Source organism: Alloalcanivorax sp. (assembly GCF_964221125.1).
In the GTDB taxonomy this organism is placed as follows: domain Bacteria; phylum Pseudomonadota; class Gammaproteobacteria; order Pseudomonadales; family Alcanivoracaceae; genus Alloalcanivorax; species Alloalcanivorax venustensis.
Window position 1 is genome coordinate 1 of record NZ_CAXPXK010000027.1, and the last position, 25,517, is coordinate 25,517.

Here is a 25,517-nt window from a genome sequence, read left to right on the forward strand (position 1 = left end):
TGATTTGGACCCGTGGCGGTACCGCTGCCTAGTGAGCGGGGCAATGGTGGTGCCTGGAGGGAGCTGTTTGGCCAGGGAGGGCCAAACTAACAGCGGCCATGGATGGCTTGAGCGGTCCCGGAAGGCACCACCATTGCCCCGCGTCTCCGATACGGAGCACCACAGCCCGCACAACCGAATTGACACCACCCGGAAAAAATTCGAGTAACCTGTACCGGTCCACAGACACACAAGGGTATTACCATGGGCGACGTGGTCCCCTTCCAGAAACCGGCCAAAAAGAAACCCAAAAAGGGCCTGTGCCAGCACGGCTTCCACAAATGGAAAGTGGTCAAGAACACCCGGTTCGACAGCCAGCAGGGCAAACTGGTCACCCGTTACCAGTGCGAGCGCTGTGGCAAACAGAAAGTCGAAGCGCGCTAGGAGGTACACCGACATGTTGGAAATGAAAACCGAGTGCGAACACTGCCACGACGCGCTGATCGAGCAGGGCGAAGTCTATATCTGTTCCTACGAGTGCACCTTCTGCGTGGACTGCTGCACCGCCCTGGGCGGAGTGTGCCCGAACTGCGGCGGTGAGCTGGTGCGCCGGCCGCGCCGTCCGGAAGGGGCGGAAACCGCGTGAGCGCGGCCGCCGCCGGCGCCGGCCATCAGGTCGATACCGCCAGCGGTTACCGGGTGCCGGTGACCTGGTACGCGGGCGCGCCGGACACACCGACGGTGGTGCTGCTGCCGGCGCTGGGCGTGGCGGCGCGCTTTTACGACAAGCTCGCCGCGACCCTGGCCGGGAGCGGGCTCAACGTGGCGGTGATGGAGCAGCGCGGCCAGGGCGGCAGCCCGTTGCGTCCCGGCCGGCGCCACAACTGGGGCTTCGCCGAGGTGCTCGACAACGACCTGCCGGCGCTGCTGGATTGGGCCGAAGCGCGCCGGCCGGGCGCGCCGCTCCACCTGATGGGCCACAGCCTGGGCGGCCATTTCGCCGCCATCACCGCCGGGCGCTTTGCCGAACGCATCCACGGTTTAATTCTGGTGGCCACCGGCAGCCCCTGGTGGAAAGCCTTCGAGGGCGCGCGCACCCGGCCCGACGCCAAAAGCGTGCGCCGGCTGATCCGGCTGATTCCCGCCGCCGGCCTGCTGTTCGGCTACTTCCCCGGCGAGCGCATCGGCTTCGGCGGCAATGAGGCGCGCGGCGTCATGAACGGCTGGCGCACCCTGGCGCAGCACAACCGCTACCAGGCCCGGGGTCTGGACGAAGACCTGGACGCCGCCGTCGCCGCCTATACCGGGCCGGTGCTGGCGGTGCGGCTGGCGGACGACGCCCTGGCGCCGCCGGCGTCGGTGAAGGCGGTCACCGACAAATTCCGCAACGCCCGGCTCAGCCAGCGGCTGATCACCGCCGAACAACTCGGCGACCGCGCCGATCATTTCCGCTGGGCCCGTCAGGCCCGGCTGGTGGCCGATCTGGTCACGCCCTTTGTTGCCGGCCCGCGATAGCGGTAATCTTGCCCCTTCGCCCGGCAACCACCCGACCGTAACCGTATGGCCCGCCATTCCGCTGTCACCACAACCGTCCCGCCCGGAGCCCGCCCGTGAGCGGCCCCATTCTGATCTTCGATTCCGGGGTCGGCGGCCTGTCCGTGGTCAAGGCGCTGCGCGAGCAGATGCCGGGCGCGCCGCTGGCCTACGTGTGCGACAACGCGGCGCTGCCCTACGGCACCAAGGCGGACGCCTGGCTGGTGCGGCGCATCGTCCAGGTGTGCCGGGCGGCGGTGGCCGCCAGCGGCGCCCGGGTGCTGGTGGTGGCCTGCAACACCGCCAGCACCCTGGCGCTGGACGCGCTGCGCGACGCCCTGGCCATCCCGGTGGTGGGCACGGTGCCCGCCATCAAACCCGCCGCCGCGCTCAGCCGCAGCGGCGTGATCGGCCTGCTGGCCACCTCCGCCACCGTCACCCGCCCCTACACCGACAAGCTGATCCACGACTTCGCCGGCCACTGCACCGTGGTGCGGGTGGCCGCCGACGGCCTGGTGGAGCAGGCCGAGCGGCTGCTCGCCGGCGAGCCGGTGGACGACGCCGTCATCGACGCCGGGCTGGCGCCACTGTGGCGCGCGCCGACCCTGGACACCGTGGTGCTCGGCTGCACCCACTTCCCGCTGCTGCGCGACCGGCTCGACGCCCGCGCCCCGCGCCCGCTGCAATGGGTGGACTCCGGCAGCGCCATCGCCCGCCGCGTGGCGCAGGTGGCCGGCGCGCCGCTGGAAAGCCAGCCTGAACATCTCGCCCCGGCCTGGGCCACCGACCCGCGCCCCGCGGGGCTGACCCACGGTTTCCGCGCCTTCGGTTTTGCCCCGCCGGTCGCTCTGTCGGTACCGCTGCCCCAGCCGGTCTGATCGCTTCCCGGTTGCTCCATCTTGTGCGCAAGGGTGCTTTTGAATACTGTCCAAAAGAACAGTTTTCAGAGTGGAGAGGTATCGTGAAACCAAGAATGAGTTTATTGACGCTCGGTGTGCGGGATCTGGCGCGTTCGGTGCGGTTCTACGAGCAGGGTTTGGGGTTGCCGCGCATGCCGTCGCCGCCGGAAGTGGCGTTCTTTACGCTGAACGGCACCTGGCTGGGCCTCTACGGCCGTCAGGCGATGGCCGAGGAAGCCGGCGTGGCCGATGACGGCGGCGGCTTCGCCGGCTTTACCATCGCCCACAATGTGCATTCGGAGCAGGAGGTGGATCAGGTGCTGGCGCAGGCCGAGGCGGCCGGCGCCACCCTGGTGAAACCCGGGCACAGGGCCCACTGGGGCGGCTACCTGGGCTACTTTTCCGATCCGGACGGCTTCCTGTGGGAGGTGGCCCATAACCCGGAGTTCTGGGTCGGTCCGGAAGACAACTAATCCGCTACCTCAATATCAGTCACGCCGCACGGGGCCGGTCAGCCATTGCTGGATCGCGCCGCGCGTGTCGGCGCTTTTGATGAGGCCCAGGTGGCCGACCCCTTCCAGCACCTTTACTTCGGCGTGGTCGGTGTGCTCGCGGAACAGGGGCGCGTAGGCGTCGCTGTTGAAGCTGCTGTCGGCGCTGCCGGCCAGCACCAGGGTGGGCGCGTTCAGCGCGGCGATGTCAGTGCCGTAGTCGTCGCGCGGGTGCATCGATGTCTGCATACGGTAGCTGTAGGCCAGGGTCTCGGTGCCGTCGCGCACGGCTTCCGGCATCTTGAATTCGATCACGGTGAGGTCGTTCAGGCCGGTGATGCCGACGCCGTTGAGCAGGCCCAGCAGGATCAGCCGGAGTACTTTCGGGTCCGCCCAGTCCGAATTGCTTTCCGCGCTGGTGGGGGCACTGTGATGGATGTAGGGCGCCAGCAGGATGTAGCCGTCCACCGGCACCTGCGGGTCGCCGCCGGCGTGGCGTATCGCCAGGCCGCCGCCGCTGGAGTGGCCGGCCAGCAACAACGCCGCCTCGGGGTGCGCCCGGCGCACCAGGCCCAGGAAGTCGTCCAGGTCGTCCTCGAGCTGGCCGATGTAGTCCACGTCACCGCGCCGCACCGGGTCCGGGCCGTGGCCGCGCAGGTCCGGTGTGTAAACGCGCACGTCGCCGCTTTCCGCCAGGCCGGAGGCCAGCGGTTGCAGGTAGCCGCTGTGGTAGCCGGAGCCGTGCAGCAGCACGATCACCCGCGCCGCGTCGCCGGTGCCGGCATATTCCCGGTAGTGCAAGGGCGTGCCGTCGCGGGCCTGGTACTTGTGCAGCGCCGGCGGCGGTGCGCCGCCGGTGACCTGATCGAAATCCATGCCGCCGTCCTGCTGACTCCAGAGCGGCGTGGCGAGCAAGAGGAGCAGGGCGCCGGCCAGTGCCGGCGCCCATGGAGGGGTGCGGCCGGTGCGCCACATAAGAGCCTCGTCGTCGTGCGCCTGATGCCCGCACTGTGCGTTGTCATCGCGGTGGTCGCAAGGCCCGGGCCGTTCAACCCAGGATCATCACCGCCTGGCCGGCATTGATCTGCTGGCCCTCCTGGCGGGCGATGTGCACCACCTTGCCGGCTTCCGGCGCGGCCACTTCGATTTCCATCTTCATGGATTCCAGCACCGCCACCACCTGGCCCTCTTCGACACGGTCGCCTTCGGCCACGGTGAGCTTCCAGATGTTGCCGGCGGTGGGGGATTCCACCGGGGTGCCCTCCGGCAGGCTGTCCGCTTCCTCGGCGTTCAGGTCCTGCTGGGATTCGAAGTTGATCTGGCCGCTTGCCACCCAGCGCTGCAGTTCTTCGTCGAAGGCCCGGTTGCGGGCGTCGGTGAAGGCGCGGATGTCGGCGTCGTTGTCTTCCAGGAAGCGCTGGTACTCGCCCAGGTTGAAGGTGGTCTCCTCGACCCGGAACGGATAGCGGCCCTTGGGGAAGTCGCGGCGGATCCGTTGCAGCTCCTCGGCACTCACTTCATAGAAGCGGATCTGGTCGAAGAAGCGCAGCAGCCAGGGTTGGGTGAACGCCTCGGTGCGGTGGAAGCGGTTCCACATCTGCATGGTGCGGCCCACGAACTGGTAGCCGCCGGGGCCTTCCATGCCGTACACGCACAGATAGGAGCCGCCGATGCCCACCGAGTTTTCCGCGGTCCAGGTGCGGGCCGGGTTGTACTTGGTGGTCACCAGCCGGTGGCGCGGGTCGTAGGGGGTGGCCACCGGCGCGCCCAGGTAGACGTCGCCCAGGCCCATCACCACATAGCTGGCGTCGAACAGGATCTTCTTCACCTCGTCGATGCTGTCCAGGCCGTTGATGCGGCGGATGAACTCGATGTTGCTGGGGCACCAGGGGGCGTCCTTGCGCACCGACTGCATGTATTTCTCGATCGCCAGGCGGCAGGCTTCGTCGTCCCAGCTCAGCGGCAGGTGGACGATGCGCGAGGGCACTTCCAGGTCGTCCTGCTTGTCCAGGGTCAGCTCGGCCCGTTTGAGCATTTCGAGCAGATCCCGGCGCGGCAATACGGACGGCTCGAAGTGCACCTGCAGGGAGCGGATGCCCGGGGTCAGCTCGAGAATGCCGTCGGGCTTTTCCTCTTCCAGCCACAGCATCAGCGCGTGGGCGCGGAACCGCAGCCGCAGGTCCAGCTCCAGCGGGCCGTATTCCACCAGCAGGTAGCGGTCGCCGGCGGCGCGGTAGACCACCTCCGGGCCGTCTTCCTTTTCTTCCAGCGGGTCCAGGATCGGTGTGGTGACCGGCGCCGCCGCCGGGGAAAGCGTCGGCGCGCTCAGTTCGGCCAGGCAGGCGTCCTGTTCCGCCGCAAGTTGGTCCGCGTCGTCCAGGCTGAGCGGCACGAAGCGCAGGCGGTCGCCGGCCTTGAGCTGGCCCAGTTTCCAGCGGTCCGCCGAGATCACCGTGGCCGGGCACACGAAGCCGCCCAGCGACGGCCCGTCCGGCCCCAGGATCACCGGCATGTCGCCGGTGAAGTCCACGGTGCCCACGGCGTAGGCGTTGTCGTGAATGTTGGACGGGTGCATGCCCGCTTCGCCGCCGTCGCTGCGCGCCCACTCCGGTTTCGGGCCCACCAGGCGGATGCCGGTGCGGCTGGAGTTGTAGTGCACCTGCCAGTCGGCGCTGAAGAAGGTGGCCATGTCGTCGTCGGTGAAAAAGTCCGGCGCGCCGTGGGGGCCGTAAATCACGCGCAGCTCCCAGGTGTCGCCCAGCGCCGGTTTCAGGCTGTCGGGCACCGCCACCGGGGCCGGGTCCGCCCCCGGGGGACCGAAGTGCAGCACGTCGCCGGTGCGGATGGCGCGCCCGCCGTGGCCGCCGAACTGCCCCAGGGTGAAGGTGCTGCGCGAGCCCAGGTAGGGCTGGCACTGCAGGCCGCCGGCGAGGGTCAGGTAGGCGCGGGCGCCGTCGCCGCGCACCTTGCCCAGCTTGAGGGTCTGGCCGGCGGCGACGGAAACCGCCTGGTAGTTGGGCACCGGCTCGCCGTCCAGGGTGGCGCCCATGTCGGCGCCGGTAAGGGCGATGCGGGTGCCGTGGTTAAAGCGCAGGGTGGGGCCGTTGAGGGTGAATTCCAGGCCGGCGGCGTCCTCGTCGTTGCCCAGCAGGCGGTTGCCGAGGCGGAAGCTGAGCGCGTCGAAGGGGCCGGACGGCGGCACGCCGATCGGCCAGTAGCCGCGCCGGCCCGGGTAGTCCTGCACCGTGGTCAGGGTGCCGCCGGCGAGCACGTCCAGGGTGGTGGGGTGGTAGTCGAAATCGTTCAGGTAGCGGGTGGTCATTTCGCCGTTCTGGAACGCCCGGTCGGCGAGGATCGCCAGCACATAGTCGCGGTTGGTTTCGATGCCCTCCACGCAGGTGTGTTCCAGGGTGCGTTGCAGGGCGGCCAGCGCCGCGTCGCGGTCGTCTTCAAAAACGATCAGCTTGGCCAGCATTGGGTCGTACAGCGGCGAGACCGTCAGGCCCGGTTCGATCCAGTGGTCGATGCGCAGCTTCTCGCCGTCGGCCTCGGGGAACTCGGCGGTGGTGAGCAGGCCGGCGCTGGGCTGGAAGTCCTTGTTGGGGTCTTCCGCGTACAGGCGCGCCTGCAGTGCGTGGCCGCGCGGCTTGAGACCTTCGCCCAGGCCCGCCAGCGGCGGCAGCTCGCCGGCGGCCAGCTGCACCATCCAGCGCACCAGGTCGATGCCGAACACCTGCTCGGTGACGCCGTGCTCCACCTGCAGGCGGGTGTTCACCTCCAGAAAGTAGAAACGGTTGCTGTCCTGGTCGAGGATGAATTCCACCGTGCCGGCGTTGCGGTAATCCACCGCCGCCACCAGGCGGCGGGCGGTGTCGTGCAGGGTGGCGCGCACCTCGTCCGGCAGGTTGGGCGCCGGGGTTTCTTCCAGCACTTTCTGGTGGCGGCGCTGGGCGGAGCAATCCCGCTCGCCCAGGGCCAGTGCGCCGCCGGCGCCGTCGCCGAACACCTGCACTTCGATGTGGCGGGCGCGCTCAATGTATTTTTCCAGGAACACGCCGTCGTTGGAGAAGTTGTTGGCGCTCAGCCGGCGCACGCTGTCCCAGGCTTTTTCCAGGCCGGCGTCGTCGTGGCAGATCTGCATGCCGATGCCGCCGCCGCCGGCGGTGCTTTTGAGCATCACCGGGTAGCCGATCCCGGCGGCGGCTTTGAGCGCCGCCGCCGGGTCATCCAGCAGGCCGGTGCCGGGCAGCAGCGGTACGTCGTTGTCCTCGGCCAGGGCGCGGGCGGTGTGTTTCAGGCCGAAGTCGCGCATCTGTTGCGCGGTGGGCCCGATGAAAGCGATGCCGTTGTTTTCGCACCGCTCGACGAATTCGGGGTTTTCACTGAGAAAGCCGTAGCCGGGGTGCACCGCGTCGATGCCGTGCTCGGCCATCAGCGCGAACAGCTTGTCCTGGTTCAGGTAGGTCTGCGCGGCGTTGCCGTCGCCCAGGTACAGCGCCTGGTCCGCCAGGGCCACGTGTCGGGATTCGGTGTCCGCGTCGGCGTAGATCGCCACGCTGGTGACGTCCAGATCCTTGAGGGTACGGATGATGCGGGTGGCGATGGCGCCGCGGTTGGCGATCAAAACCTTGTTGAACATGACGTCGGCTCTCTTGCGAGGGCGGGCCGTCCCGCCGTTGTGTTTCCTTGCGCCGGGGTCGTCCCCGGGGGCGTTTTCGGTGAACGCCGTTACCAGATCAGCACTTCAATGGGGGTCGGGTTGTAGCCGTTGCACGGGTTGTTGAGCTGCGGGCAGTTGGAAATCAGCACGGTGGTGTTCATCAGTGCTTTCAGTTCCACGTACTTGCCCGGCGCGGAGATGCCGTCCTCGAAGGTGAGCCCGCCGTCGGGGGTCACCGGCACATTCATAAAGAAATTGATGTTGTGGGTGATGTCCCGTTTGCCGAGGCCGAACTCTTCGTGCTCGTTCACCGCCAACATCCAGCTGTCGCGGCAGGCGTGCATGCAGCGCTTTTCCAGGTCGTAGCGCACGGTGTTGCTCTCCGTGGCGCAGGCGCCGCCCAGGGTGTCGTGCCGGCCGCAGGTGTCGGCGGTGATTTCCAGCATCGGGTTGTTGCGGTTGGAGCGCAGCACCGTGCCGGCGGTGAGATAGACATTGCCCTGTTCGCGGATGGTGTCCATGGCGCTGTAACGCTCGGCGCTGTCGTCGGCGTTGAAGAACAGGGTGTCGGCGGCCTGGTTGCCTTCCAGATCCAGAATCCGGACCGTCTCGCCTTTTTTCACCACTTTCAGAAAGTAGTCGCCGGCGGGGACGGTCTCCCGGAAGGTGGCGTCTTCGGGTTTCAGAATGCTTTCTTTGATCATCTTGTCCTCCTTACGGCTCAGGCTTCGTCCAGGTAGTACAGCCGGTTGTTTTCGAAGGCGCGGCCGTTCTCCGGGCGGAAGTTCAGGCAGTAGTCGTCCGCCGTCACCGGGTCGGCCTTGAGCATTTCCACGTGCACCGGCTTCTTCGGGTATTCCGTGGCCGGGTTGAGCGGGTGCGGGCAGGTGTGCATCACCACCAGGGTTTCCATCTCGAAACGCAGCGTGACCTGGGCGCCGGGCTTCGCCGCGGACGGGTCGAAGAACATCTTGCCGTCGTCGTCGGTGGCCACCTTGCTGAACAGATTGAGGTTGGCGGCCAGGTCCCGTTCGGTGAGGCCGTACTTGGCCAGCTCGGTGAGGAAGCTGGTGTGGCCGCTCAGGTACCAGTCGTTGTGGTGGTCCTGGTAGCGGTGTTCGCCGTACTTCTCCTTCACCTGTTGCGGGTGCAGGTTGCCGCACACGGTGTCGTGCCAGCCGAAGCTGTCCTCGACGATGGAGGCGAACACCCGGCCCATGTCCGAGTACAGGCAGTTGCCGCGCGTGAGTTTGAAGGTGTGCTGGCCCTTGAGGCTGTCCGGGGCGTTGTAGCGCTCCAGCTTTTCCTCCGGGTTGTAGAACAGCATGCCCACGTTGGCGCCGCCTTCCACGTCGGTGAGACGCAGGGCGGTGCCGCGCCGCATCCGGAAGGACCAGTGCGCGCCGCCGGGCAGGGTGTATTGGTAGAGCGGGGTTTGCATGGGGTTGCTCCTCGTTCTCTGGTTACGGGGTCGGTATCAGGCGCCCAGCACCCGGGCGGTGGAATCCACGCTCTGGGTGATCGACTGCAGGGTGCCTTTGTCGCTGTTGCCCACCGGCAGGTCGTAGGTAATGCGCGCGCCATAGCTGCCGGGGGTCTGCGGGTCCAGCCGCTCCTTGTCGAACACCCACATGCGGGTGCCGAGGAAAAAGCCCTCCGCCAGGTCGTGGGTGATCATGAACACGGTCAGGTCCTGTTTGCGCCACAGGTCCAGCACCAGCTCGTGCATGTCCCGGCGGATGCCCGGGTCCAAGGCGCCGAAGGGTTCGTCCAGCAGCAGAATGCGCGGCTTCTTGATCAGCGCCTGGGCCAGCGCCAGGCGTTGCTGCATGCCGCCGGACAGCTCGTGGGGGTATTTGCCCAGGGCCTGGTCCAGCCCCACGGAAGCGAGCATTTCCTCGGCCTGCTCGCGCAGGGCGCGGCGTTTGCCGCCGAACACCCGGCCCAGCCAGCGGCTGCTGTCCAGTTCGCCGGCCAGCATCACGTTTTCCACCGCTGTCAGGTGGGGCAGCACGGAATAGCGCTGGAACACGATGCCCCGGGTCTCGTCCGGCTCGTCGGGGATCGGTTTGCCGTCCAGCAACAGTTGGCCCCGGGTCGGGCTTTCGGTGCCCAGCATCATTTTCAGGAAGGTGGTCTTGCCGCAGCCGGAGGCGCCCACCACGGTGACGAACTCGCCTTCTTCCACCTTGGCGTTCAGGCGCTCCAGGACCACGTCCTGGCCGTACTCCTTCCAAAGATTCTTGATCTCGATGGCAGCCATATCGGTCTCCTTATTGCGCGCCGTGGAACCAGGGGTAACGCCACTGGGAATAGCGTTTGAGAGCGAAGTCGATGGCGAACGCCAGAAAGGTGATCCAGGCCACGTAGGGCAGAATCACGTCCATGGCCAGGTAGCGACGCACCAGAAAGATGCGGTAGCCCAGGCCTTCGGTGGCGGCGATGGCTTCCGCGGCGATCAGGAACAGCCAGGCGGAGCCCAGTGACAGACGCACGGAACTGAGCAGGCGCGGCATGATCTGCGGCCACACCAGCCGGGTGATGATCTGCCAGGTGTTGGCGCCCAGGGTCTGCATCTTGATGATCTGTTCGGTGGGGATTTCCTCCGCCCGCTGCTGCAGATCGCGGATCAGAAAGGGGGTGATGCCGATGATGATCAACATCACCTTGGCCAGCTCGCCGAGCCCGAAAATGATGAACAGGATCGGCAGAATCGCCAGCGGCGGCACCAGCGACATGCCGGTGACCAGCGGCGAGATGCCGGCCCGGAACAGCGGCAGCGAGCCGGTGGCGATGCCCACCACCAGGCCGATCAGAGCACTGATCGCCACGCCGATGCCGAGCCGCTGCAGGCTGGCCAGGGTGTCCACCAGCAGGGTGTACTCGCCGCTGCGTTTGCTGGGCTCGAAGGCCATGCGCTCGATGGCGTCGGAGAAGCTGCTCAGGGAAGGCAGCAGTTTGTCGTTGGGGTTCGCGTCCAGTCGTGCGTCGGAGGCGACCAGGTACAACACCGCCAGGATCACGAAGGGCAGCAGCCCGAGGGCCCAGCGGCCCACCGGTCCGGCCTGGCGGTTGATCAGTTTCTTCATGGCGACCTCCTTGGTTACAGGCGATGAGGAATCCAATGACAGGGCGTCATCATGTCCTCCCGGGCTTTTGTCCCGCCGTGTAACCTCCCCGGCGCGCCGGGCGAAGGTCGACCGCTCTCGGACCAGGCATCGGCGTTGCCGACCGGAACCCTAGCGATCCATTGATAGCAAATTGTCGAGTCGTGATGGCAAAACCGGCCATTCGATTCCTGACTTCGATACAGCAAAACCGATGCCAGGGTGGCCAAGGTGTTGTTTTGTAAGGGCTGGCGCCCGGAGGCGAGGCGTGGCGGGGTCGTGTTGGGGCAGCGGTGTGCGCTTTATTTGTGCCCGGCGCCCCAGGGTGGGGCGCCGGGGTGGGAATCAGGGCTGCTCGATGAAGTCCATCAGGGCTTCCCAGCTCACCAGATCGGCCTCTTTGTCGTAGGCCAGCGGCAGCTCGAACCGTTTGCCGGTTTCGTCCGCCTTGGGGTTGGTGAAACCGTGCTGCACGCCCGGGAAGCTGAGCAGCTGGAACTGGGCGCCGGCCTGGGTGAGCTCTTCCACCAGGGCGCTCACCTGGTCCGCCGGCACCATCGGGTCGGCCTGGCCGGTGGCCACCAGCACGCGGGCGTCGATGTCGCCTTCACCGGCGCGCTGGTTGGTGCCCAGGGTGCCGTGGAAGCTGGCCACGCCGGCCAGGTCGTTGCCCTTGCGCGCCTGTTCCAGCACCACGCCGCCGCCGAAGCAGTAACCCACCGCGAAGATGCGCTCGTCGTCCACGTACTGCTGATCACGCAGTATGGTTTTGGCGGCGTTGAAGCGCGCGGTCAGTTTTTCCGGTTCCGACAACGCCTGCTCCATGAACGCCTTGGCGTCCTTGGGGTGGCTGGCCACCTGGCCGTCGCCGTACATGTCCACCGCCAGGGCCACATAGCCCTCCTCGGCAAGCAGGCGGGCGCGGTTGCGGGCGTAGTCGTTAAGGCCCCACCATTCGTGCACCACGATCACGCCGGCGGTGGTGCGGTCCAGGTCCTCGTCCATGAACAGCACGCCCTTGCCCAGACCACCGGGCAGTTTCACGGTCTTTTCCGCCACGTCCGCGATGGCGATACCGCTCAGCATCAGCAGGCCCAGCACAATACTCAGTCGTTTCATGGTCGCATCCTTCTTGGTTGGTGGTGATCTCACTCGTCCCACACCCAGCGCAACGGTTCGCCGAAATCGTCGTAGATCAGTTTGCGCCGTGGCCGGCGCTTGTGCGTGGGGCGGGTGGTTTTGCGTTTGCGCGCGTCAATCGCCGCCGCCACCGCTGAAATGTCCGTGCGGGTGGCGCGTGGCGCCTGGGAAAACGGAAAAGCACGCTTTCCCTGGGGCTGCGCCGGGTCATTGCCGGAAACGCCGTGCGGCACTTCCTTAATGCGTCCGCCGTGGGAGAGAAAACGCTCCATATCCCGTTGCAGGCGCCGGCGCTGCTGTTCCTTACTATTGCGGACTTTCATCGGGTCGGGGGGATCGGGCAAGTAGCCTTCCACCATAGCAGTGCAAGGCAGGGGCGAGAAGACGCCGGGCCCCGATGGGCCTAAAAGGTATAGACAGTGGCGCCGGCGACATCGGGAAGGGGCAGGCCCTGGTTGGCGCGGATACCGGTGGGAACATTCCGGCCGGAGGGCCAACTGTCCTGGGACTCGGTTTCTTCATCGGCGGCGTCCAGGGAGGGCAGCCGCGGCGGCTCGCCGGCGCTTGCCATGCCCGCCACCAGCATAAGCAGCCCCAGCACTGAATATCGGATCATAACCACCTCCCCCTTGATGTGTGCGGGAATAGTGGTCGGCGCCGGGTCAAGGCGGCGCGAAGGCGGCCGCCGCCGGCGTTTTCAGCGGGGTCGCCTCGCGCCCGGGGAGGCTTACAGGCCCTTGTCGAGGGTCTCCGAAGGTGCGGGCGTATCGCCGGCGCGCAGCGGGTTGCAGTTCTTGATCACTACCTTGCCTTCCAGCACGTTACCCCGTGAATATTCCTGGAAGATGCAGCGGTTGGTCTCCGGGTCGTAGTTTTCGATCCACAGGTTGTCGCCTTTCCAGGTGGCCGCCACGTGCTGGTGCCCTTCTTCCACGGTCACGTTCATGGTGCCGCCAAGGCGCTTGACGAAAATCTGTTCCAGCCAAAAATAGTAGAGCAGGGTGCTGAGCAGCCAGATCACCACGGCGGTGATGAGCGCCGGTTTCCACTTGCCCATGCGGACGCCGATGCCGAACAGGGCCAGGAAGATAGCGGCCGCCACCAGCAGCCAATAAAGGTAGGTGATCATGCGAAGCTCCTTGTTTCAGGCTATTGTTGTTTCAATGCGAAGATATCCATTGATGATAGCAACTCCCGGGAAAACAGGTGTAAAACCGTGAAACAGAGCACGGCGCCGGCGGCCGGCGACTGGTGGGTGTACATGCTGCGCTGCGCCGACGGCTCCCTGTACACCGGCGTCACCACCGACGTGCTGCGCCGCTGGCAGGAACACAACGACGGCCCGCGCGGCGCCCGCTACACCCGCGCCCGGCGGCCGGTGGCCCTGGTGATGTGCGTGGCGGTGCCCGGGCGGGCCGCCGCCGGCCGCCTGGAGGTGCGCCTCAAGGCCCTGTCCCGCCCGCGCAAGGAAAAACTGATTCAGGCGGTCACCGGGGTTTCGGTTGCTAATCCACCGGGGAATTGCTTGACTGCGTCCACTTCTGAATTGGAGAACCCGGAATGAACTTTTGGCGTGCTTTCATGCTGATGTGGCTGGCGGTATCGCTGGCCGGCTGCGGCATCAACAATATTCCCACCTACGACGAGCAGGTGAAGGCCGCCTGGTCCCAGGTGCAGAACCAGTACCAGCGCCGCGCCGACCTGGTGCCCAACCTGGTCAACACCGTGCAGGGCTTCGCCGACCAGGAGCGCGAAGTGCTGGTGGAGGTCACCGAGGCCCGCTCCAAGGTGGGCTCGATTCAAATGGACGAGAGCATTCTCGACGACCCGCAGAAATTCCAGCAGTTCGAGCAGGCGCAGAGCCAGCTCGGCTCCGCGCTGCAGCGGTTGATGGTGGTGGTGGAGCGCTACCCGGACCTGAAATCCAACCAGAACTTCCTGACCCTGCAGGCTCAGCTGGAAGGCACCGAGAACCGCATCGCGGTGGCGCGCCGGGATTACATCCAGGCGGTGCAGCAGTACAACACCGAGATCCGCACCTTCCCGGGCCGCCTCTGGCACAGCGTGCTGTACAGCGAACTGGAACAGCGCGAAAACTTCGAAGCCACCACGGAGAACGCCGACCAGGCGCCCTCCGTTAACTTCGAATGAGTACCGCGCTGACCCCCAACCGTCTCGGCGCCGCGCTGCGGTTCGGCGCCCTGCTGATGCTGGCGGCGCTGGCGCTGCCGGTGTCCGCCGCCCCGGACTTCCCGGAACTCACCGGCCGCGTGGTCGACAACGCCGAACTGCTGTCGCCGGCCCAGGAACAGGCGCTCACCGAGCGGCTGGCCGCCGAAGAGCAACAAAGCTCCAACCAGATCGTGGTGGTCACCCTGGCGGATCTGCAGGGCTATGACATCGCCGATTACGGCGTGCGGCTGGGCCGAGAGTGGGGCATCGGCCAGGAGGGCACCGACAACGGCGCCCTGCTGATCATCGCGCCCAACGAGCGCAAGGTGCGTATCGAAGTGGGCTACGGCCTGGAAGGGGCGCTCACCGACGCCACCTCTTCCAGCATCATCCGCAACGACATCCAGCCCGCCTTCCGGCAAGGGGATTTCGCCGGCGGCATCAACGCGGCGCTCACCTCGATCTTCGCCGCCATCCAGGGCGAGTATCAGGCCCCGGCCGGCGGCGGCGACGCCGACCGGAAAGAAGCCTCCAGCCTGCAGGCGCTGCTCTACCTGATCGGCCTGGTGGTGTTCACCTTCTTTCTGTCGTTCGGTGGCCTGGGCCGTAAAGGCGGCCGCCGCGGCGCCGCCGGCCTGATGTTCCTGCCCATGGGCATGGGCGGCTTCGGCGGCGGAGGCGGCGGTGGTTTCGGTGGCGGCGGCTTCGGCGGCGGCGGTGGCGGTTTCGGAGGCGGTGGCGCCTCGGGAGGTTGGTAATGTTATTGAATGAAGAGAACCAGAAACGGGTCGCCCGGGCGATTGCCGCCATTGAAAGAGACACCGATGCCGAGGTGGTCACCGTGCTGGCCCGCCAGGCCGACGACTACCGCTACATCCCGATGATGTGGGCGGCGCTGCTGTCGCTGCTGGTGCCCCTGGCGCTGGCGTTCATGCCGGTGGGCCTGGACGCCCTGGAAACCCTGCTCGCCCAGTGGACCGTGCTGGTGGTGCTGGCGGTGCTGTTCCGCTGGCCGCCGCTGATGATGAAGCTGGTGCCCAAGCGCGTGAAGCACTGGCGCGCCGCCAACCTGGCCCGGCGCACCTTCCTCGACCAGGGCCTGCACCACACCCGTGGCGGTCACGGTGTGCTGATCTTCGTCAGCGAAGCGGAGCACTATGTGGAGATTCTCGTCGACCGGGGCGTGGCCCAGCATGTGCCGGACGAAACCTGGAAGAAGATCGTCGACACCTTCACCGCCCACGTCCAGCAGGGCGAGGTGCTCAACGGCTTCCTGGAGTGCATCGCCTCCTGCGGCGACCAGCTGATCATCAAGGTGCCCGCCACCGAAAAGAAAAACGAGCTGCCCAATCACCTGGTTATCCTTTAACCGGCTGCCCCTAACCGGGCACCCTGGTGCGGGTGGGCCTTGTGGGAGCGGGCCCCGTCCGCGAAAGGGAGCGAAGCTCCCGGCAGGATCCCAGAGATGTCTGACAGCAGCACCATCAGCCTCTGGGATCCAGCCGGCCGGCAAGCCGGCCTTTCGCTTGCAAGGCAAGCTCCTACAATCCGAGCTTCGTAGAAAGGTCCGGGCGCTCTCTCTGAAGGGGTGGAGCTGACCCGTGGCGGTTCCGCTGCCCAGTGAGCGGGGCAATGGTGGTGCCTGGAGGGAGCTGTTTGGCCAGGGAGGGCCAAACTAACAGCGGCCAGGGATGGCTTGAGCGGTCCCGGAAGGCACCACCATTGCACCGCGTCTCCGATACGGAGCACCGAACACTGGAAAAAGAGGCCTCTGGTATCCTGCCGAGTGGCTCAAAGCCACCCTTTCGCGGGCTGGGCCCGCTCCCACAAGATCTGATCCCAGAAGAGGGGCGCACAAAAAAGGCCGCCCGGTAGGCGGCCTTCTTCGTAGATGGTAGCACGGGGCGGACTTGAACGGGCAGGCCCTCCTGCGCCGTCCCCAGCAAAAAGAGAGCGGGGTCGGCCAGGCTGGATGCGATAACCTTTCGGCCACAAAAAAGGCCGCCCGTTTGGGCGGCCTTCTCTGTAGATGGTAGCAAGGGGCGGACTTGAACCGCCGACCCCAGCATTATGAGTGCTGTGCTCTAACCAGCTGAGCTACCTTGCCATCGAACTCTGGAACCCGGGGTTCCTTCAAGGCCGCGAATTGTCCGCGAGCGCCCCGGCGCTGTCAAGAATGCAGAGCCCGTTTCCCCGGCGCGGCCGGTCCGGCCGACGAATTATTGTGCAGCCGGCGCTTCGAGCGTCGGGCCGGGCGGCATTTACATGAGAATAATTATCAATTATTGTGAGATAATACTTGACCGATTTAGTCGGTTTTTACTACGCTAACCGAATATTCACGTACCAAAGGTGTGGGTATGCGTCTGACCACCAAAGGCCGCTACGCGGTCACCGCCATGCTGGACCTGGCTCTGCACGCGGATGCCGGCCCGGTATCCCTGGCGGACATTTCCGAGCGCCAGGGCATTTCCATTTCGTATCTGGAGCAGCTGTTCGCCAAGCTGCGCCGTCGGCAGCTGGTGACCAGCGTGCGCGGTCCCGGCGGCGGCTACCGTCTCAGCCGGCCGGGCGGCCAGATTGACGTGGCGGCGGTGATCGAGGCGGTGGACGAATCCGTGGACGCCACCCGCTGCGGCGGCCAGGGCGATTGCCAGGAAGGGCACACCTGCCTGACCCACCATCTGTGGTGCGATCTGTCCGATCAGATCCAGGACTTCCTGTCCGGCATCAGCCTGGGCGAGCTGGTCGCCCGCCATGAGGTGAAAGCGGTGGCCCAGCGTCAGGACGCGCACCAGAGCGCGTACCAGAACCGGGTACCGATCAGCACGCTTTAACCTACCTTTCGAGAAGCAGTCACCGACCATGTCGCAAGCGGTTTATCTGGATTACGCCGCCACCACCCCGGTGGACCCCCGGGTGGTGGAGGTGATGATGCGCCACCTGGGCCCGGAGGGCACCTTCGCCAATCCGGCATCACGCAGCCATCTGTACGGCTGGCTGGCGGAAGAGGCGGTGGAGAACGCCCGCCGCCAGGTGGCGGACGCGCTCAACGCGGACCCCCGTGAAATCGTCTGGACCAGCGGCGCCACCGAGGCCGACAACCTGGCCATCAAGGGCGTGGTGGAGCAGCGCGGCGGTGGCCATGTGATCACCGCCGCCAGCGAACACAAGGCGGTGCTCGACCCCTGCGGCTGGCTGGAGCGTTCCGGCGTGCCAGTGACCTACCTGGCGCCGGGCGCGGACGGCCGCATCGACCCCCGGGCGGTGGCGGACGCCCTGCGCGAGGACACCGTGCTGGTGTCGATCATGCACGCCAATAACGAGACCGGGGTGATCAACGACATCGACGCGATCGGCGCGATTTGCCGCGAGGCCGGCGTGCTGTTCCACAGCGACGCCGCCCAGACCGCCGGCAAGCTGCCCCTGGATGTGCGCGCCACGCCGGTGGACATGCTGTCGCTGAGCGCGCACAAGTTCTACGGCCCCAAGGGCATGGGCGCGCTGTACGTGCGCCGGCATCCGGACGTGCGCCTGAGCGCGCAGATCCACGGCGGCGGCCACGAGCGCAACATGCGCTCCGGCACCCTGGCCACCCATCAGATCGTCGGCATGGGCGAAGCCCTGGCGCTGGCCGTGGCCGAGCGCGACGCCGAGCAGACGCGCCTGGTGGGGCTGCGTGACCGGCTCTGGGACCGGATCGCGACGCTGCCCGGCGTGCATCTCAACGGGCGCGACGCGCCCCGCCTGGCCGGCCATCTGAACGTGGCGTTCGAGGGCGTGGACGGCGAGATGCTGCTCACCGCGCTCACCGAAGTGGCCGTCTCCACCGGTTCCGCCTGCACCTCCGCCTCCCTGGAGCCGTCCTATGTGCTCAAGGCCATGGGGCTGGCCGACGACCTGGCCCATGGCGCGATCCGGCTGTCCCTGGGCCGGTTCACCGGCGAGGACGAGGTGGACCGGGCCGGGCAGAATGTGACGGAGGCCGTCACCCGGCTCCGTGACGCGGCCCGCAGCCGCGCCTGAAACGCCCGCCTGTCGGGGCGCCGGGGCGCTCCGTCCCACCCGGGGGCTGGCCCGCCCCTTGCTTTGTCTACGTGAAGACTCTCTGTAAAAAAAGCGAAAAAGGTACAGGAGCAACGCATGCATGGGGTGATTCTTTATCACCTGCGGCAATTCGCCGTGGAACGGTTCGGTCCGGATTGCTGGGACAACGCCCAGGCCGCCGCCGGACTGGAAGACCAGGTCTACGTGCCGGTGCGGCTCTATCCGGACGGTGACATGGACGCCCTGGTGGCGGCCCTGGAGGACGAGACCGCGCTGCACCGCAACGACCTGCTTGAAGCGTTCGGCAAATGGGTGATCCCGCCGCTGATCAATATGTACCGGGCGCTGATCCCGCGCCACTGGAACGCCCGGGATTTCCTGCTCAACGTGGAAGAACAGGTGCATCAGAAGGTGGTGCGTCTGAAAGATCCGGAAGCCCGGCCGCCGCGCATCGAGGTGCGGGAGCTGGCCCCCGGCGTGCTGGAGATCGGCTACCGGTCACACCGGGATATGAGCGCGCTGGCGCTGGGCGCGGTGCACGGCGTGGCCGGGTATTTCGGGGAAACCGCGGAGCTGATGGAAGACGCCTCCGGGGACGGGCAGCGCCGTTTCGTGGTGCGTCTGGTGCCGGCGCAGCGCAAGGCGTCGCTGTCGGCGGTCTAGTCAGGCCGCCAGGGCGGCGGCCTCCTGCTTGATGCGCCCGACCATGGCCAGCAGGCCGTTGCCGCGGGTGGGGCTCAGATGGCGCAAAAGGTCGAGCTGCTGGAAGAAGTCGTCCATGTCGTAGGCGGCCACTTCCGACGGGGTCTTGCGGTTGAGCGCCGCCAGGATGATCGCCGCCAGGCCGCGCACGATCACCGCGTCGGATTCCACCGCCAGGTACAGCCGGTCCTGATCTTCATCGTAGTCGGTGAGCAGCCACACCTGGCTCTGGCAGCCGCGCACGAAGCGCTCTTCGGTGCGCAGGTCCTCGGGCATCGCCGGCAACTGCTTGCCCAGGTCGATGATGTAGCGGTAGCGCTCTTCCCAGTCGTCCAGAAATTCCAGGTCTTCGTGGATCGCCTCGGCGGTCACGTCTTCACCCAGTTTGATCTGGCGGATATCGAATTCACTCATTAAAACAATCCCAATTCGAGTTGGGCTTCCTCGGTCATCATGTCGCGGCTCCAGGGCGGGTCGAACAGCAGCGCCACTTCCACCTCATCCACGTTGGGCACCTTGGCGAGCCGGTCTTCGACGTCGCCGACCAGCACCGGGCCCATGCCGCAGTTGGGCGCGGTCAGGGTCATGCGCACCTGCACCACGTTTTTGTCCTCGCGGCGGATCACGTCGCAGCCGTATACCAGACCGAGGTCGAGAATATTCACCGGGATTTCCGGGTCGAAAATGGTGCCCAGCGCGGTGTTCAGGTCCGCCTCGCGCACGCTGCCGTCCGCCTCCGGCGGATCGAAGTCCAGCTCCAGCGGCGCCTGGCCGATGGCGTCGGCGTCGGTGCCGTCGATGCGCGCCATATTGCCGTTCAGGGTCACCGTGTAGGTGCCGCCGAGCGCTTGGCGCAGGTTGACGAAGCTGTTCTTGTGGATGGTGATGCGCGTGCCGTCCGGCACCAGGCGCGCCGGCACGTCGCGGCTCACCACCACGGTGCGCTGTTCAGTGGATGCGTTGGCCAAATCAGACCTCGTCCATGTCTTCGACGGTGAAGCTCTCGCCGCAGCCGCATTCGCCGGTGGCGTTGGGGTTGCGGAACTTGAACAGGCTGTTGACGCCTTCCTTCACGTAGTCGATTTCCAGGCCGTTGAGCATTGCCAGCCATTTCTCCGGCACGTACAGCGGCACGCCGTCCACGTCGAAGTGCTTGTCGCCGGCCACCGGCTGGTCGACGAATTCCAGCTCGTACATGTAGCCGGAGCAGCCGGATTCATCCAGGTCGAGACGAATGCCGCCGGCCGCCGCGCGCTCGAGTTCGCGCTGCGCCTGCTTGCGGGCGGCCTCGGTCATCTTGATCTCGACCTGGCCGGGTACGAATGTCTGTACCGTCATAGTGATCGCCTCCGGAGAGTTCTGAATAACGCCCCTATAAAAAGGAGCGGACCTTGTGCAGTGCCTGGAACAGCTGGTCCACCTCTTCCAGGGTATTATAAATCGAGAACGACGCCCGCGTGGTGCCGGGGATGCCGAGCCGGTCCATCAGCGGCATGCAGCAATGATGGCCGGTACGCACCGCCACACCCTGCTGGTCCAGCAAGGTGCCGACATCGGCCGGGTGGGCGCCGTCCAGCAAGAAGGAAAGTACACCCACCTTGGTGGCGGCGTCGCCGATGATTTTCAAGCCGTCGAAGGCCCGCGCCTGCTCGCTGGCGGAGGCCAGCAGCGCGTCTTCGTGGGTGGCCAGGGCGGTGCGGTCCTGCTGCTGCAGCCAGCGTGTGGCGGCGCCCAGGCCGATCACGCCGGCGATATTGGGCGTGCCCGGCTCGAATTTGTAGGGCAGCTGGTTCCAGGTGCTCTTTTCGAAGCTCACCGTCTCGATCATCTCGCCGCCGGTCTGGTAGGGCGGCATCGCGTCGAGCAGCTCGCGGCGGCCGAACAGCACGCCCACGCCGGTGGGGCCGAACATCTTGTGGCCGGAAAACGCGTAGAAATCGCAGCCGATCTGCTGCACGTCCACCGGGTAGTGGCCCACCGCCTGGGCGCCGTCCACCAGGGTCCAGGCGCCGGCTTCGCGGGCCGCCTTGACCAGTTCCGCCACCGGGGTCACCGAGCCCAGGCTGTTGGACACCTGGGACAGCGCCACGATGCGGGTGCGCTCGCTGAGCAGCTGATGGAAGGCGTCGGTGTCGACGCTGCCGTCCTCGCGCAGCGGCGTCACCTGAAGCGTGGCGCCGGTGCGCTCGCACACCTGCTGCCAGGGCACGATATTGGCGTGGTGCTCCAGCGCCGTGATCAGAATCTCGTCGCCGGCCTGCAGCCGTTCGCGGCCCAGGCACTGCGCCACCAGGTTGATGCCTTCGGTGGTGCCCTTGGTGAGGATCACTTCCTCGCGGGCGGCGTTGATGAACGCCGCCAGGTCCGCGCGGGCCGCCTCGAAGCCTGCCGTGGCGTGGTCGCTGAGATAGTGCGCCGCCCGGTGCACGTTGCTGTTCACGGTGCGGTAGTACTCACTCACCGCGTCGATCACCACCTGCGGTTTCTGGGTGGTGGCGGCGTTATCCAGGTACACCAGCGGCTTGCCGTTGACCTCCTGGTGCAGCACCGGGAACTGCGCGCGCAGGGCGTTCACGTCCAGGCTCATGCGGCCTCCTCGTCGGCGCCCCGGCTCTGGCCCAGCTCGCCGGCCAGCCAGGGCTGGGCCCAGTCGGCCACGGTCTGGTCGGGCAGGCCCATCACCAGCTCGTTGACGAAGCCCAGGCTGAGCATGCGCTTGGCTTCCGCCAGCGGCACGCCGCGCGCCTGCAGGTAGAACTGCTGGCCGGCGTCCAGCTGGCCGACGGTGGCGCCGTGGGCGCACTTCACGTCGTCGTTGTAGATTTCCAGCTCCGGCTTGGTGTAGATCTCGGCGCCCGGGTTGAGCAGCAGGTTCTTGTTGCTCAGCTCCGCCAGGGTGCCGCTGGCACCGGGGTGGATATGGATGCGGCCGTTGAGGATCGCCTTGCCTTTCTCGCCGGCGAGGCCCCGGTACACCTGGTTGGAGGTGCAGTCCGGCACCCGGTGCTCGACACACAGCTGGTTGTCGATGTGGGTGCGGTCGCGGGCCACGAAAATGCCGTTCATGTTCAGTTCGGCGCCGCTCTTGTCGATAAAGGCGCGCACGTCGTTGCGGCGCAGCCGGTTGCCGGCCATCAGCTGGTAGCTGTCGATGCGGCTGACGCCGCTCTGGCGCAGCAGCAGGGTGCCGATGTGCAGGCTGTCGCGGGCTTCGCTCTGCAGCCGGTAATGGCTGAGGTGGGCGTTGTCGCGGGTCTCGATGGCGGTCACCGCGTTGGTGAGCACCGGGCCCCGGCCCAGGTACTGCTCGATCAGCGTCATGCGGCTGCCGGTGCCGAGCACCACTTCCAGCCGCGTGTTGCAGTGCGCCGGCTGGTCGCCGTCGGCGTAGTGAATCACCTGCACGGTGCCGGCCACGTCGGTGTTGGCGGCCACTTCCAGGGTGAGGGCGTCGTCCAGCGCCGCGCCGTTGTAGAGCGCGAACGGCGTGGTCAGGCCCTCCAGCCGGGACGCTTCCCGCTTCAGGGTGACGCCGTCGGGCAGGGCGCTGGTGCTTTCATCCAGCCGGCCGTTGACCAGCACCAGGCGGTAGTCGCCCAGCTCGGGCAGGTCCGCCGGGGTGGCCGCGGCCGCGGCGCGCCGGTTCAGGTGGCCGTCGGCCAGCGGCTGCAGCGAGGTGTATTTCCACTGCTCGGTCTTGCGGCCGGGGAACACCGCCGCCTTCAGCGCCGCCAGGCTGCTGTCGCGCAACGCCGCCAACGCCGGGTTTTCCGCGTTGCTCTCCGTGGCGTCCTGGACATTCGCCAGCGCCTGGCGTTTGAGGTCCTCCGGGGAAAGCAATGCACTCATGCGCTTTGGTCCTTACCGTCGTTGCGGTCGCCGGTGAGCCAGCCGTAGCCGTGTTCTTCCAGCTCGTGGGCCAGCTCCTTGCCGCCGGACTTGATGATCCGGCCGTTGGAGAGCACGTGCACGAAGTCCGGCACGATGTAGTCCAGCAGGCGCTGGTAGTGGGTCACCAGCACGATGCCGCGCTCCGGGCTGCGCAGGGAGTTGACCCCGCGGGCCACGGTTTGCAGAGCGTCGATGTCCAGGCCGGAGTCGGTCTCGTCGAGCAGCGCCAGCTTCGGCTCCATCAGCAGCATCTGCATGATTTCGTTGCGCTTTTTCTCGCCGCCGGAAAAGCCTTCGTTGACGCCGCGCTTCAGGAATTGCGGGTCCAGGTCCACCTGCTTGCAGGTTTCGCGGGCCTTGCGCAGCAGGGTCACCGAATCCCACTCTTCCTTGCCCTGGGCCTTGCGGGTGGCTTCCAGCGCCGCCTTGAGGAATTCCATGTTGGACACACCGGGGATTTCCACCGGGTACTGGAACGCCAGGAACAGCCCCAGCTGGGCGCGCTCCTCGGGCTCCAGATCGGCCAGGCTCTTGCCCTCGAACAGGGCGTCGCCGCCGGTGATCTCGTAGTTGTCCTTGCCGGCCAGCACATTGGCCAGCGTCGATTTGCCGGAGCCGTTCGGGCCCATGATGGCGTGCACCTCACCGGCGTTCACGGTCAGGTTCAGGCCCTTGAGAATGGGTTCGCCGGCTACGGCGGCGTGCAGATCACGAATTTCCAGCATGTAAAATAACGCCTATGTATTCTGTCTAAGACTTTCCCGCGATGCTTTGCCGCGAAGGGCAAAGCCCGAGCCCAGCTTTCGCTGTTAACTGTCAACTGTTCACTGTTAACTAGCCCACCGCGCCTTCCAGGCTAACTTCCAGCAACTTCCCGGCTTCCACCGCGAACTCCATGGGCAGTTCCTTGAACACTTCCTTGCAGAAGCCGTTCACGATCATGGAGATCGCTTTCTCCGGGTCGATGCCCCGCTGCCGGCACAGGAACAGCTGGTCGTCACTCACCTTGGAGGTGGTGGCCTCGTGCTCGATGGTGGCGCTGGGGTGCTTGGACTCGATGTACGGAAAGGTGTGCGCGCCGCAGGTGTCGCCCAGCAGCAGTGAGTCGCACTGGGTGAAGTTGCGGGCGTTTTCCGCGCGCGGGCCCATGCGCACCAGGCCCCGGTAGGCGTTGGAGCTTTTGCCCGCCGAGATGCCCTTGGAGACGATGGTGCTGCGGGTGTTCTTGCCCAGGTGGATCATCTTGGTGCCGGTGTCCGCCTGCTGGGCGTGGCGGGTCAGCGCCACCGAGTAGAACTCGCCCACGGAGTTGTCGCCGCGCAGCACCACGGACGGGTACTTCCAGGTGATCGCCGAGCCGGTTTCCACCTGGGTCCAGCTGATCTTGGCGTTGTCGTGGGCGACGCCGCGCTTGGTCACGAAGTTGTAGATGCCGCCCTTGCCGTCCTTGTCGCCGGGGTACCAGTTCTGCACCGTGGAATACTTGATCTCGGCGCCGGGCAGGGCCACCAGCTCGACCACCGCCGCGTGCAGCTGGTTCTCATCGCGCTGCGGCGCGGTGCAGCCTTCCAGGTAGCTCACGTAGCTGCCTTCGTCGGCGACGATCAGGGTGCGCTCGAACTGGCCGGTGTTGGCCTCGTTGATGCGGAAATAGGTGGACAGCTCCATGGGGCAGCGTACGCCCTTGGGGATGTAAACAAAGGAACCGTCGGTGAATACCGCCGAGTTGAGACCGGCGAAGAAATTGTCGCCCTTGGGCACCACGGAGCCCAGATACTTCTTGATCAGTTCCGGGTGCTCGTGGACCGCCTCGGAGATCGAGCAGAAGATCACGCCCGCCTCCGCCAGCTTGGCCTTGAAGGTGGTGCCCACGGAGACGGAGTCGAACACCGCGTCCACGGCCACCCCGGCGAGCATTTCCTGCTCGTGCAGCGGGATACCCAGCTTCTTGTAGGTGTCCAGCAGTTCCGGGTCCACCTCGTCCAGGCTCTGGGGCCGGTCCTCCATGCTCTTGGGCGCGGAGTAATAGGAGATGGCGTTCAGGTCCACCGGCGGGTAGGTGACGTGGGCCCAGTTGGGCTCGGCCATCTCCAGCCAGTTGCGATAGGCGTCCAGACGCCACTCCAGCAGCCATTCCGGTTCGCCTTTCTTGGCGGAAATGACGCGGATCACGTCCTCGTTCAGGCCCGGAGGCAAGGTGTCGGACTCCACCAGGGTGGTGAAACCCGCCTCGTACTCGGAGCTGATCACTTTGTCGAGTTCGGCTTGCGTGCTCATAATTAGCGGAATACCAGAGTAAATTACTCAGGTATTATACGGTATATGACGGCGAGGGGGAATCCGGGGTGTGAAAGCGCGGCCCATGGCCCCGATAGGGCCGGCAACGGTATCATATTTCGCCCTTCGTGCGTATAATCCGCCGGTTTCAGGAACCCCCAACTGGAGTGATCAGACAGATGGCTGTTGAGCGTACCCTCTCTATTATCAAGCCTGATGCCGTGGGCAAGAACGCGATCGGCGAGATCGTTGGCCGTTTCGAAAAGGCTGGCCTGAACGTGGTGGCCATGAAGATGCTGCACCTGAGCAAAGAGCAGGCCGAAGGCTTCTACGCCGAGCACAAAGAGCGTCCCTTCTTCGGCGACCTGGTCGGTTTCATGACCAGCGGCCCCGTGGTAGTACAGGTGCTGGAAGGCGAAGACGCGGTCAAGAAAAACCGTGATCTGATGGGTGCCACCAACCCGAAGGACGCCGAAGCCGGCACCATCCGTGCCGATTTCGCGGAAACCATCGACGAAAACGCTGTCCATGGTTCTGATTCCACCGAATCCGCCGCCCGTGAAGTGGACTACTTCTTCGCCGACGAGGAAGTCTGCCCGCGCACCCGCTAAGGGCTGCA

30 protein-coding genes, 1 tRNA gene and 1 riboswitch are annotated in these 25,517 nt (G+C 66.3%); of the genes, 13 read left to right on the forward strand and 18 right to left on the reverse strand.

Annotation, left to right across the window (positions count from 1 at the left end; all coding sequences use genetic code 11):
• Positions 1-243 precede the first annotated feature (243 nt).
• The 5 genes from ACEQZD_RS03275 (at position 244) to ACEQZD_RS03295 (ending at position 2,884) form a co-directional block, all read left to right on the forward strand.
• On the forward strand, positions 244-423 hold the full coding sequence (locus ACEQZD_RS03275; RefSeq protein WP_142950111.1) for a hypothetical protein: 180 nt from the start codon (positions 244-246) through the stop codon (positions 421-423).
• A 13-nt stretch (positions 424-436) separates the two neighbouring features.
• Positions 437-625, forward strand: coding sequence for a DUF1272 domain-containing protein (locus tag ACEQZD_RS03280; RefSeq protein WP_370183928.1), 189 nt, complete (start codon positions 437-439; stop codon positions 623-625).
• Positions 622-1,494, forward strand: a complete 873-nt coding sequence (locus ACEQZD_RS03285; RefSeq protein WP_370183930.1) for an alpha/beta fold hydrolase — start codon at positions 622-624, stop codon at positions 1,492-1,494. The genes ACEQZD_RS03280 and ACEQZD_RS03285 overlap by 4 nt, the downstream gene beginning before the upstream one ends.
• 95 nt (positions 1,495-1,589) lie before the next feature.
• On the forward strand, positions 1,590-2,390 hold the full coding sequence (gene murI, locus ACEQZD_RS03290) for a glutamate racemase (protein WP_370183932.1): 801 nt from the start codon (positions 1,590-1,592) through the stop codon (positions 2,388-2,390).
• Positions 2,391-2,485: 95 nt separating this feature from the next.
• Positions 2,486-2,884, forward strand: coding sequence for a VOC family protein (locus tag ACEQZD_RS03295; RefSeq protein WP_370183933.1), 399 nt, complete (start codon positions 2,486-2,488; stop codon positions 2,882-2,884).
• Between the two features lie 15 nt (positions 2,885-2,899).
• Here ACEQZD_RS03295 and ACEQZD_RS03300 read toward each other — a convergent pair whose 3' ends face one another.
• From ACEQZD_RS03300 to ACEQZD_RS03345, 10 genes are all read right to left on the reverse strand, one after another.
• Positions 2,900-3,877, reverse strand: coding sequence for an alpha/beta hydrolase (locus tag ACEQZD_RS03300; protein ID WP_370183936.1), 978 nt, complete (start codon positions 3,875-3,877; stop codon positions 2,900-2,902).
• A 73-nt stretch (positions 3,878-3,950) separates the two neighbouring features.
• Positions 3,951-7,541 carry an urea carboxylase gene (gene uca / locus ACEQZD_RS03305; RefSeq protein WP_370183939.1) on the reverse strand — a complete coding sequence of 1,197 codons (3,591 nt, stop codon included), beginning with the start codon at positions 7,539-7,541 and terminating at the stop codon, positions 3,951-3,953.
• An 89-nt stretch (positions 7,542-7,630) separates the two neighbouring features.
• The gene (locus ACEQZD_RS03310; RefSeq protein ID WP_370183940.1) at positions 7,631-8,266 is read right to left on the reverse strand and encodes an urea amidolyase associated protein UAAP2; all 636 of its coding nucleotides are present in this window, start codon (positions 8,264-8,266) and stop codon (positions 7,631-7,633) included.
• 17 nt (positions 8,267-8,283) lie between these two features.
• A complete protein-coding gene (locus tag ACEQZD_RS03315) occupies positions 8,284-9,003 on the reverse strand; it encodes an urea amidolyase associated protein UAAP1 (RefSeq protein WP_370183942.1) in 720 nt (239 codons plus the stop codon).
• Positions 9,004-9,039: 36 nt separating this feature from the next.
• Positions 9,040-9,825: an ABC transporter ATP-binding protein gene (locus ACEQZD_RS03320; protein ID WP_370183945.1), complete on the reverse strand. Its 786-nt coding sequence runs from the start codon at positions 9,823-9,825 to the stop codon at positions 9,040-9,042.
• Positions 9,826-9,835: 10 nt separating this feature from the next.
• Complete coding sequence (locus tag ACEQZD_RS03325) at positions 9,836-10,651, reverse strand: ABC transporter permease (RefSeq protein ID WP_370183946.1); 816 nt, start codon at positions 10,649-10,651, stop codon at positions 9,836-9,838.
• Positions 10,652-10,705: 54 nt separating this feature from the next.
• A riboswitch (guanidine-I (ykkC/yxkD leader) is annotated at positions 10,706-10,816 on the reverse strand.
• 198 nt (positions 10,817-11,014) lie between these two features.
• Positions 11,015-11,788: a dienelactone hydrolase family protein gene (locus ACEQZD_RS03330; protein WP_142950121.1), complete on the reverse strand. Its 774-nt coding sequence runs from the start codon at positions 11,786-11,788 to the stop codon at positions 11,015-11,017.
• 29 nt (positions 11,789-11,817) lie between these two features.
• Positions 11,818-12,153 (reverse strand): hypothetical protein, encoded by a 336-nt coding sequence (locus ACEQZD_RS03335; RefSeq protein ID WP_228548068.1) that lies wholly within the window; start codon positions 12,151-12,153, stop codon positions 11,818-11,820.
• 59 nt (positions 12,154-12,212) lie between these two features.
• The gene (locus ACEQZD_RS03340) at positions 12,213-12,425 is read right to left on the reverse strand and encodes a hypothetical protein (RefSeq protein WP_142950122.1); all 213 of its coding nucleotides are present in this window, start codon (positions 12,423-12,425) and stop codon (positions 12,213-12,215) included.
• Positions 12,426-12,536: 111 nt separating this feature from the next.
• A complete protein-coding gene (locus ACEQZD_RS03345) occupies positions 12,537-12,938 on the reverse strand; it encodes a hypothetical protein (RefSeq protein WP_370183950.1) in 402 nt (133 codons plus the stop codon).
• 87 nt (positions 12,939-13,025) lie between these two features.
• Between ACEQZD_RS03345 and ACEQZD_RS03350 the strand changes: the two genes are divergently transcribed.
• Genes ACEQZD_RS03350 through ACEQZD_RS03365 form a run of 4 tightly spaced genes read left to right on the forward strand, consistent with a single transcriptional unit; the run spans position 13,026 to position 15,350 of the window.
• Positions 13,026-13,373, forward strand: coding sequence for a GIY-YIG nuclease family protein (locus ACEQZD_RS03350; protein ID WP_255442690.1), 348 nt, complete (start codon positions 13,026-13,028; stop codon positions 13,371-13,373).
• Positions 13,370-13,960 carry a LemA family protein gene (locus ACEQZD_RS03355; RefSeq protein WP_370183953.1) on the forward strand — a complete coding sequence of 197 codons (591 nt, stop codon included), beginning with the start codon at positions 13,370-13,372 and terminating at the stop codon, positions 13,958-13,960. The genes ACEQZD_RS03350 and ACEQZD_RS03355 overlap by 4 nt, the downstream gene beginning before the upstream one ends.
• Entirely contained in the window at positions 13,957-14,739 is a 783-nt protein-coding gene (locus ACEQZD_RS03360) for a YgcG family protein (RefSeq protein WP_370183956.1), read from the forward strand. The genes ACEQZD_RS03355 and ACEQZD_RS03360 overlap by 4 nt, the downstream gene beginning before the upstream one ends.
• Positions 14,739-15,350 carry a TPM domain-containing protein gene (locus ACEQZD_RS03365; protein WP_370183959.1) on the forward strand — a complete coding sequence of 204 codons (612 nt, stop codon included), beginning with the start codon at positions 14,739-14,741 and terminating at the stop codon, positions 15,348-15,350. The genes ACEQZD_RS03360 and ACEQZD_RS03365 overlap by 1 nt, the downstream gene beginning before the upstream one ends.
• Before the next feature lie 661 nt (positions 15,351-16,011).
• Here ACEQZD_RS03365 and ACEQZD_RS03370 read toward each other — a convergent pair.
• A tRNA-Met gene (locus tag ACEQZD_RS03370) sits at positions 16,012-16,088 on the reverse strand.
• A gap of 253 nt (positions 16,089-16,341) precedes the next feature.
• Between ACEQZD_RS03370 and iscR the strand changes: the two genes are divergently transcribed.
• The 3 genes from iscR (at position 16,342) to ACEQZD_RS03385 (ending at position 18,691) form a co-directional block, all read left to right on the forward strand.
• A complete protein-coding gene (gene iscR / locus ACEQZD_RS03375; RefSeq protein WP_142948484.1) occupies positions 16,342-16,818 on the forward strand; it encodes a Fe-S cluster assembly transcriptional regulator IscR in 477 nt (158 codons plus the stop codon).
• Between the two features lie 28 nt (positions 16,819-16,846).
• Positions 16,847-18,007 (forward strand): IscS subfamily cysteine desulfurase, encoded by a 1,161-nt coding sequence (locus ACEQZD_RS03380; RefSeq protein ID WP_370183961.1) that lies wholly within the window; start codon positions 16,847-16,849, stop codon positions 18,005-18,007.
• Between the two features lie 117 nt (positions 18,008-18,124).
• Positions 18,125-18,691 carry a heme NO-binding domain-containing protein gene (locus ACEQZD_RS03385; protein WP_370183964.1) on the forward strand — a complete coding sequence of 189 codons (567 nt, stop codon included), beginning with the start codon at positions 18,125-18,127 and terminating at the stop codon, positions 18,689-18,691.
• Here the strand turns inward: ACEQZD_RS03385 and ACEQZD_RS03390 are convergent, their stop codons facing one another.
• From ACEQZD_RS03390 to sufB, 7 genes are all read right to left on the reverse strand, one after another.
• Positions 18,692-19,144: a SufE family protein gene (locus ACEQZD_RS03390; RefSeq protein WP_067606433.1), complete on the reverse strand. Its 453-nt coding sequence runs from the start codon at positions 19,142-19,144 to the stop codon at positions 18,692-18,694.
• Complete coding sequence (gene sufT, locus ACEQZD_RS03395; protein WP_142948487.1) at positions 19,144-19,698, reverse strand: putative Fe-S cluster assembly protein SufT; 555 nt, start codon at positions 19,696-19,698, stop codon at positions 19,144-19,146. Before sufT ends, ACEQZD_RS03390 begins: the two co-directional genes overlap by 1 nt.
• A gap of 1 nt (position 19,699) precedes the next feature.
• Entirely contained in the window at positions 19,700-20,068 is a 369-nt protein-coding gene (locus ACEQZD_RS03400) for a HesB/IscA family protein (RefSeq protein WP_370183967.1), read from the reverse strand.
• A gap of 34 nt (positions 20,069-20,102) precedes the next feature.
• Entirely contained in the window at positions 20,103-21,317 is a 1,215-nt protein-coding gene (locus ACEQZD_RS03405) for a cysteine desulfurase (protein WP_323745373.1), read from the reverse strand.
• On the reverse strand, positions 21,314-22,579 hold the full coding sequence (sufD, locus tag ACEQZD_RS03410) for a Fe-S cluster assembly protein SufD (RefSeq protein ID WP_370183969.1): 1,266 nt from the start codon (positions 22,577-22,579) through the stop codon (positions 21,314-21,316). Before sufD ends, ACEQZD_RS03405 begins: the two co-directional genes overlap by 4 nt.
• Positions 22,576-23,346 carry a Fe-S cluster assembly ATPase SufC gene (gene sufC, locus ACEQZD_RS03415; RefSeq protein WP_370183970.1) on the reverse strand — a complete coding sequence of 257 codons (771 nt, stop codon included), beginning with the start codon at positions 23,344-23,346 and terminating at the stop codon, positions 22,576-22,578. Before sufC ends, sufD begins: the two co-directional genes overlap by 4 nt.
• A 109-nt stretch (positions 23,347-23,455) precedes the next feature.
• Complete coding sequence (gene sufB, locus ACEQZD_RS03420; RefSeq protein ID WP_370183972.1) at positions 23,456-24,898, reverse strand: Fe-S cluster assembly protein SufB; 1,443 nt, start codon at positions 24,896-24,898, stop codon at positions 23,456-23,458.
• Between the two features lie 179 nt (positions 24,899-25,077).
• Between sufB and ndk the strand changes: the two genes are divergently transcribed.
• A complete protein-coding gene (gene ndk / locus ACEQZD_RS03425) occupies positions 25,078-25,509 on the forward strand; it encodes a nucleoside-diphosphate kinase (protein ID WP_142948493.1) in 432 nt (143 codons plus the stop codon).
• Positions 25,510-25,517 lie beyond the last annotated feature (8 nt).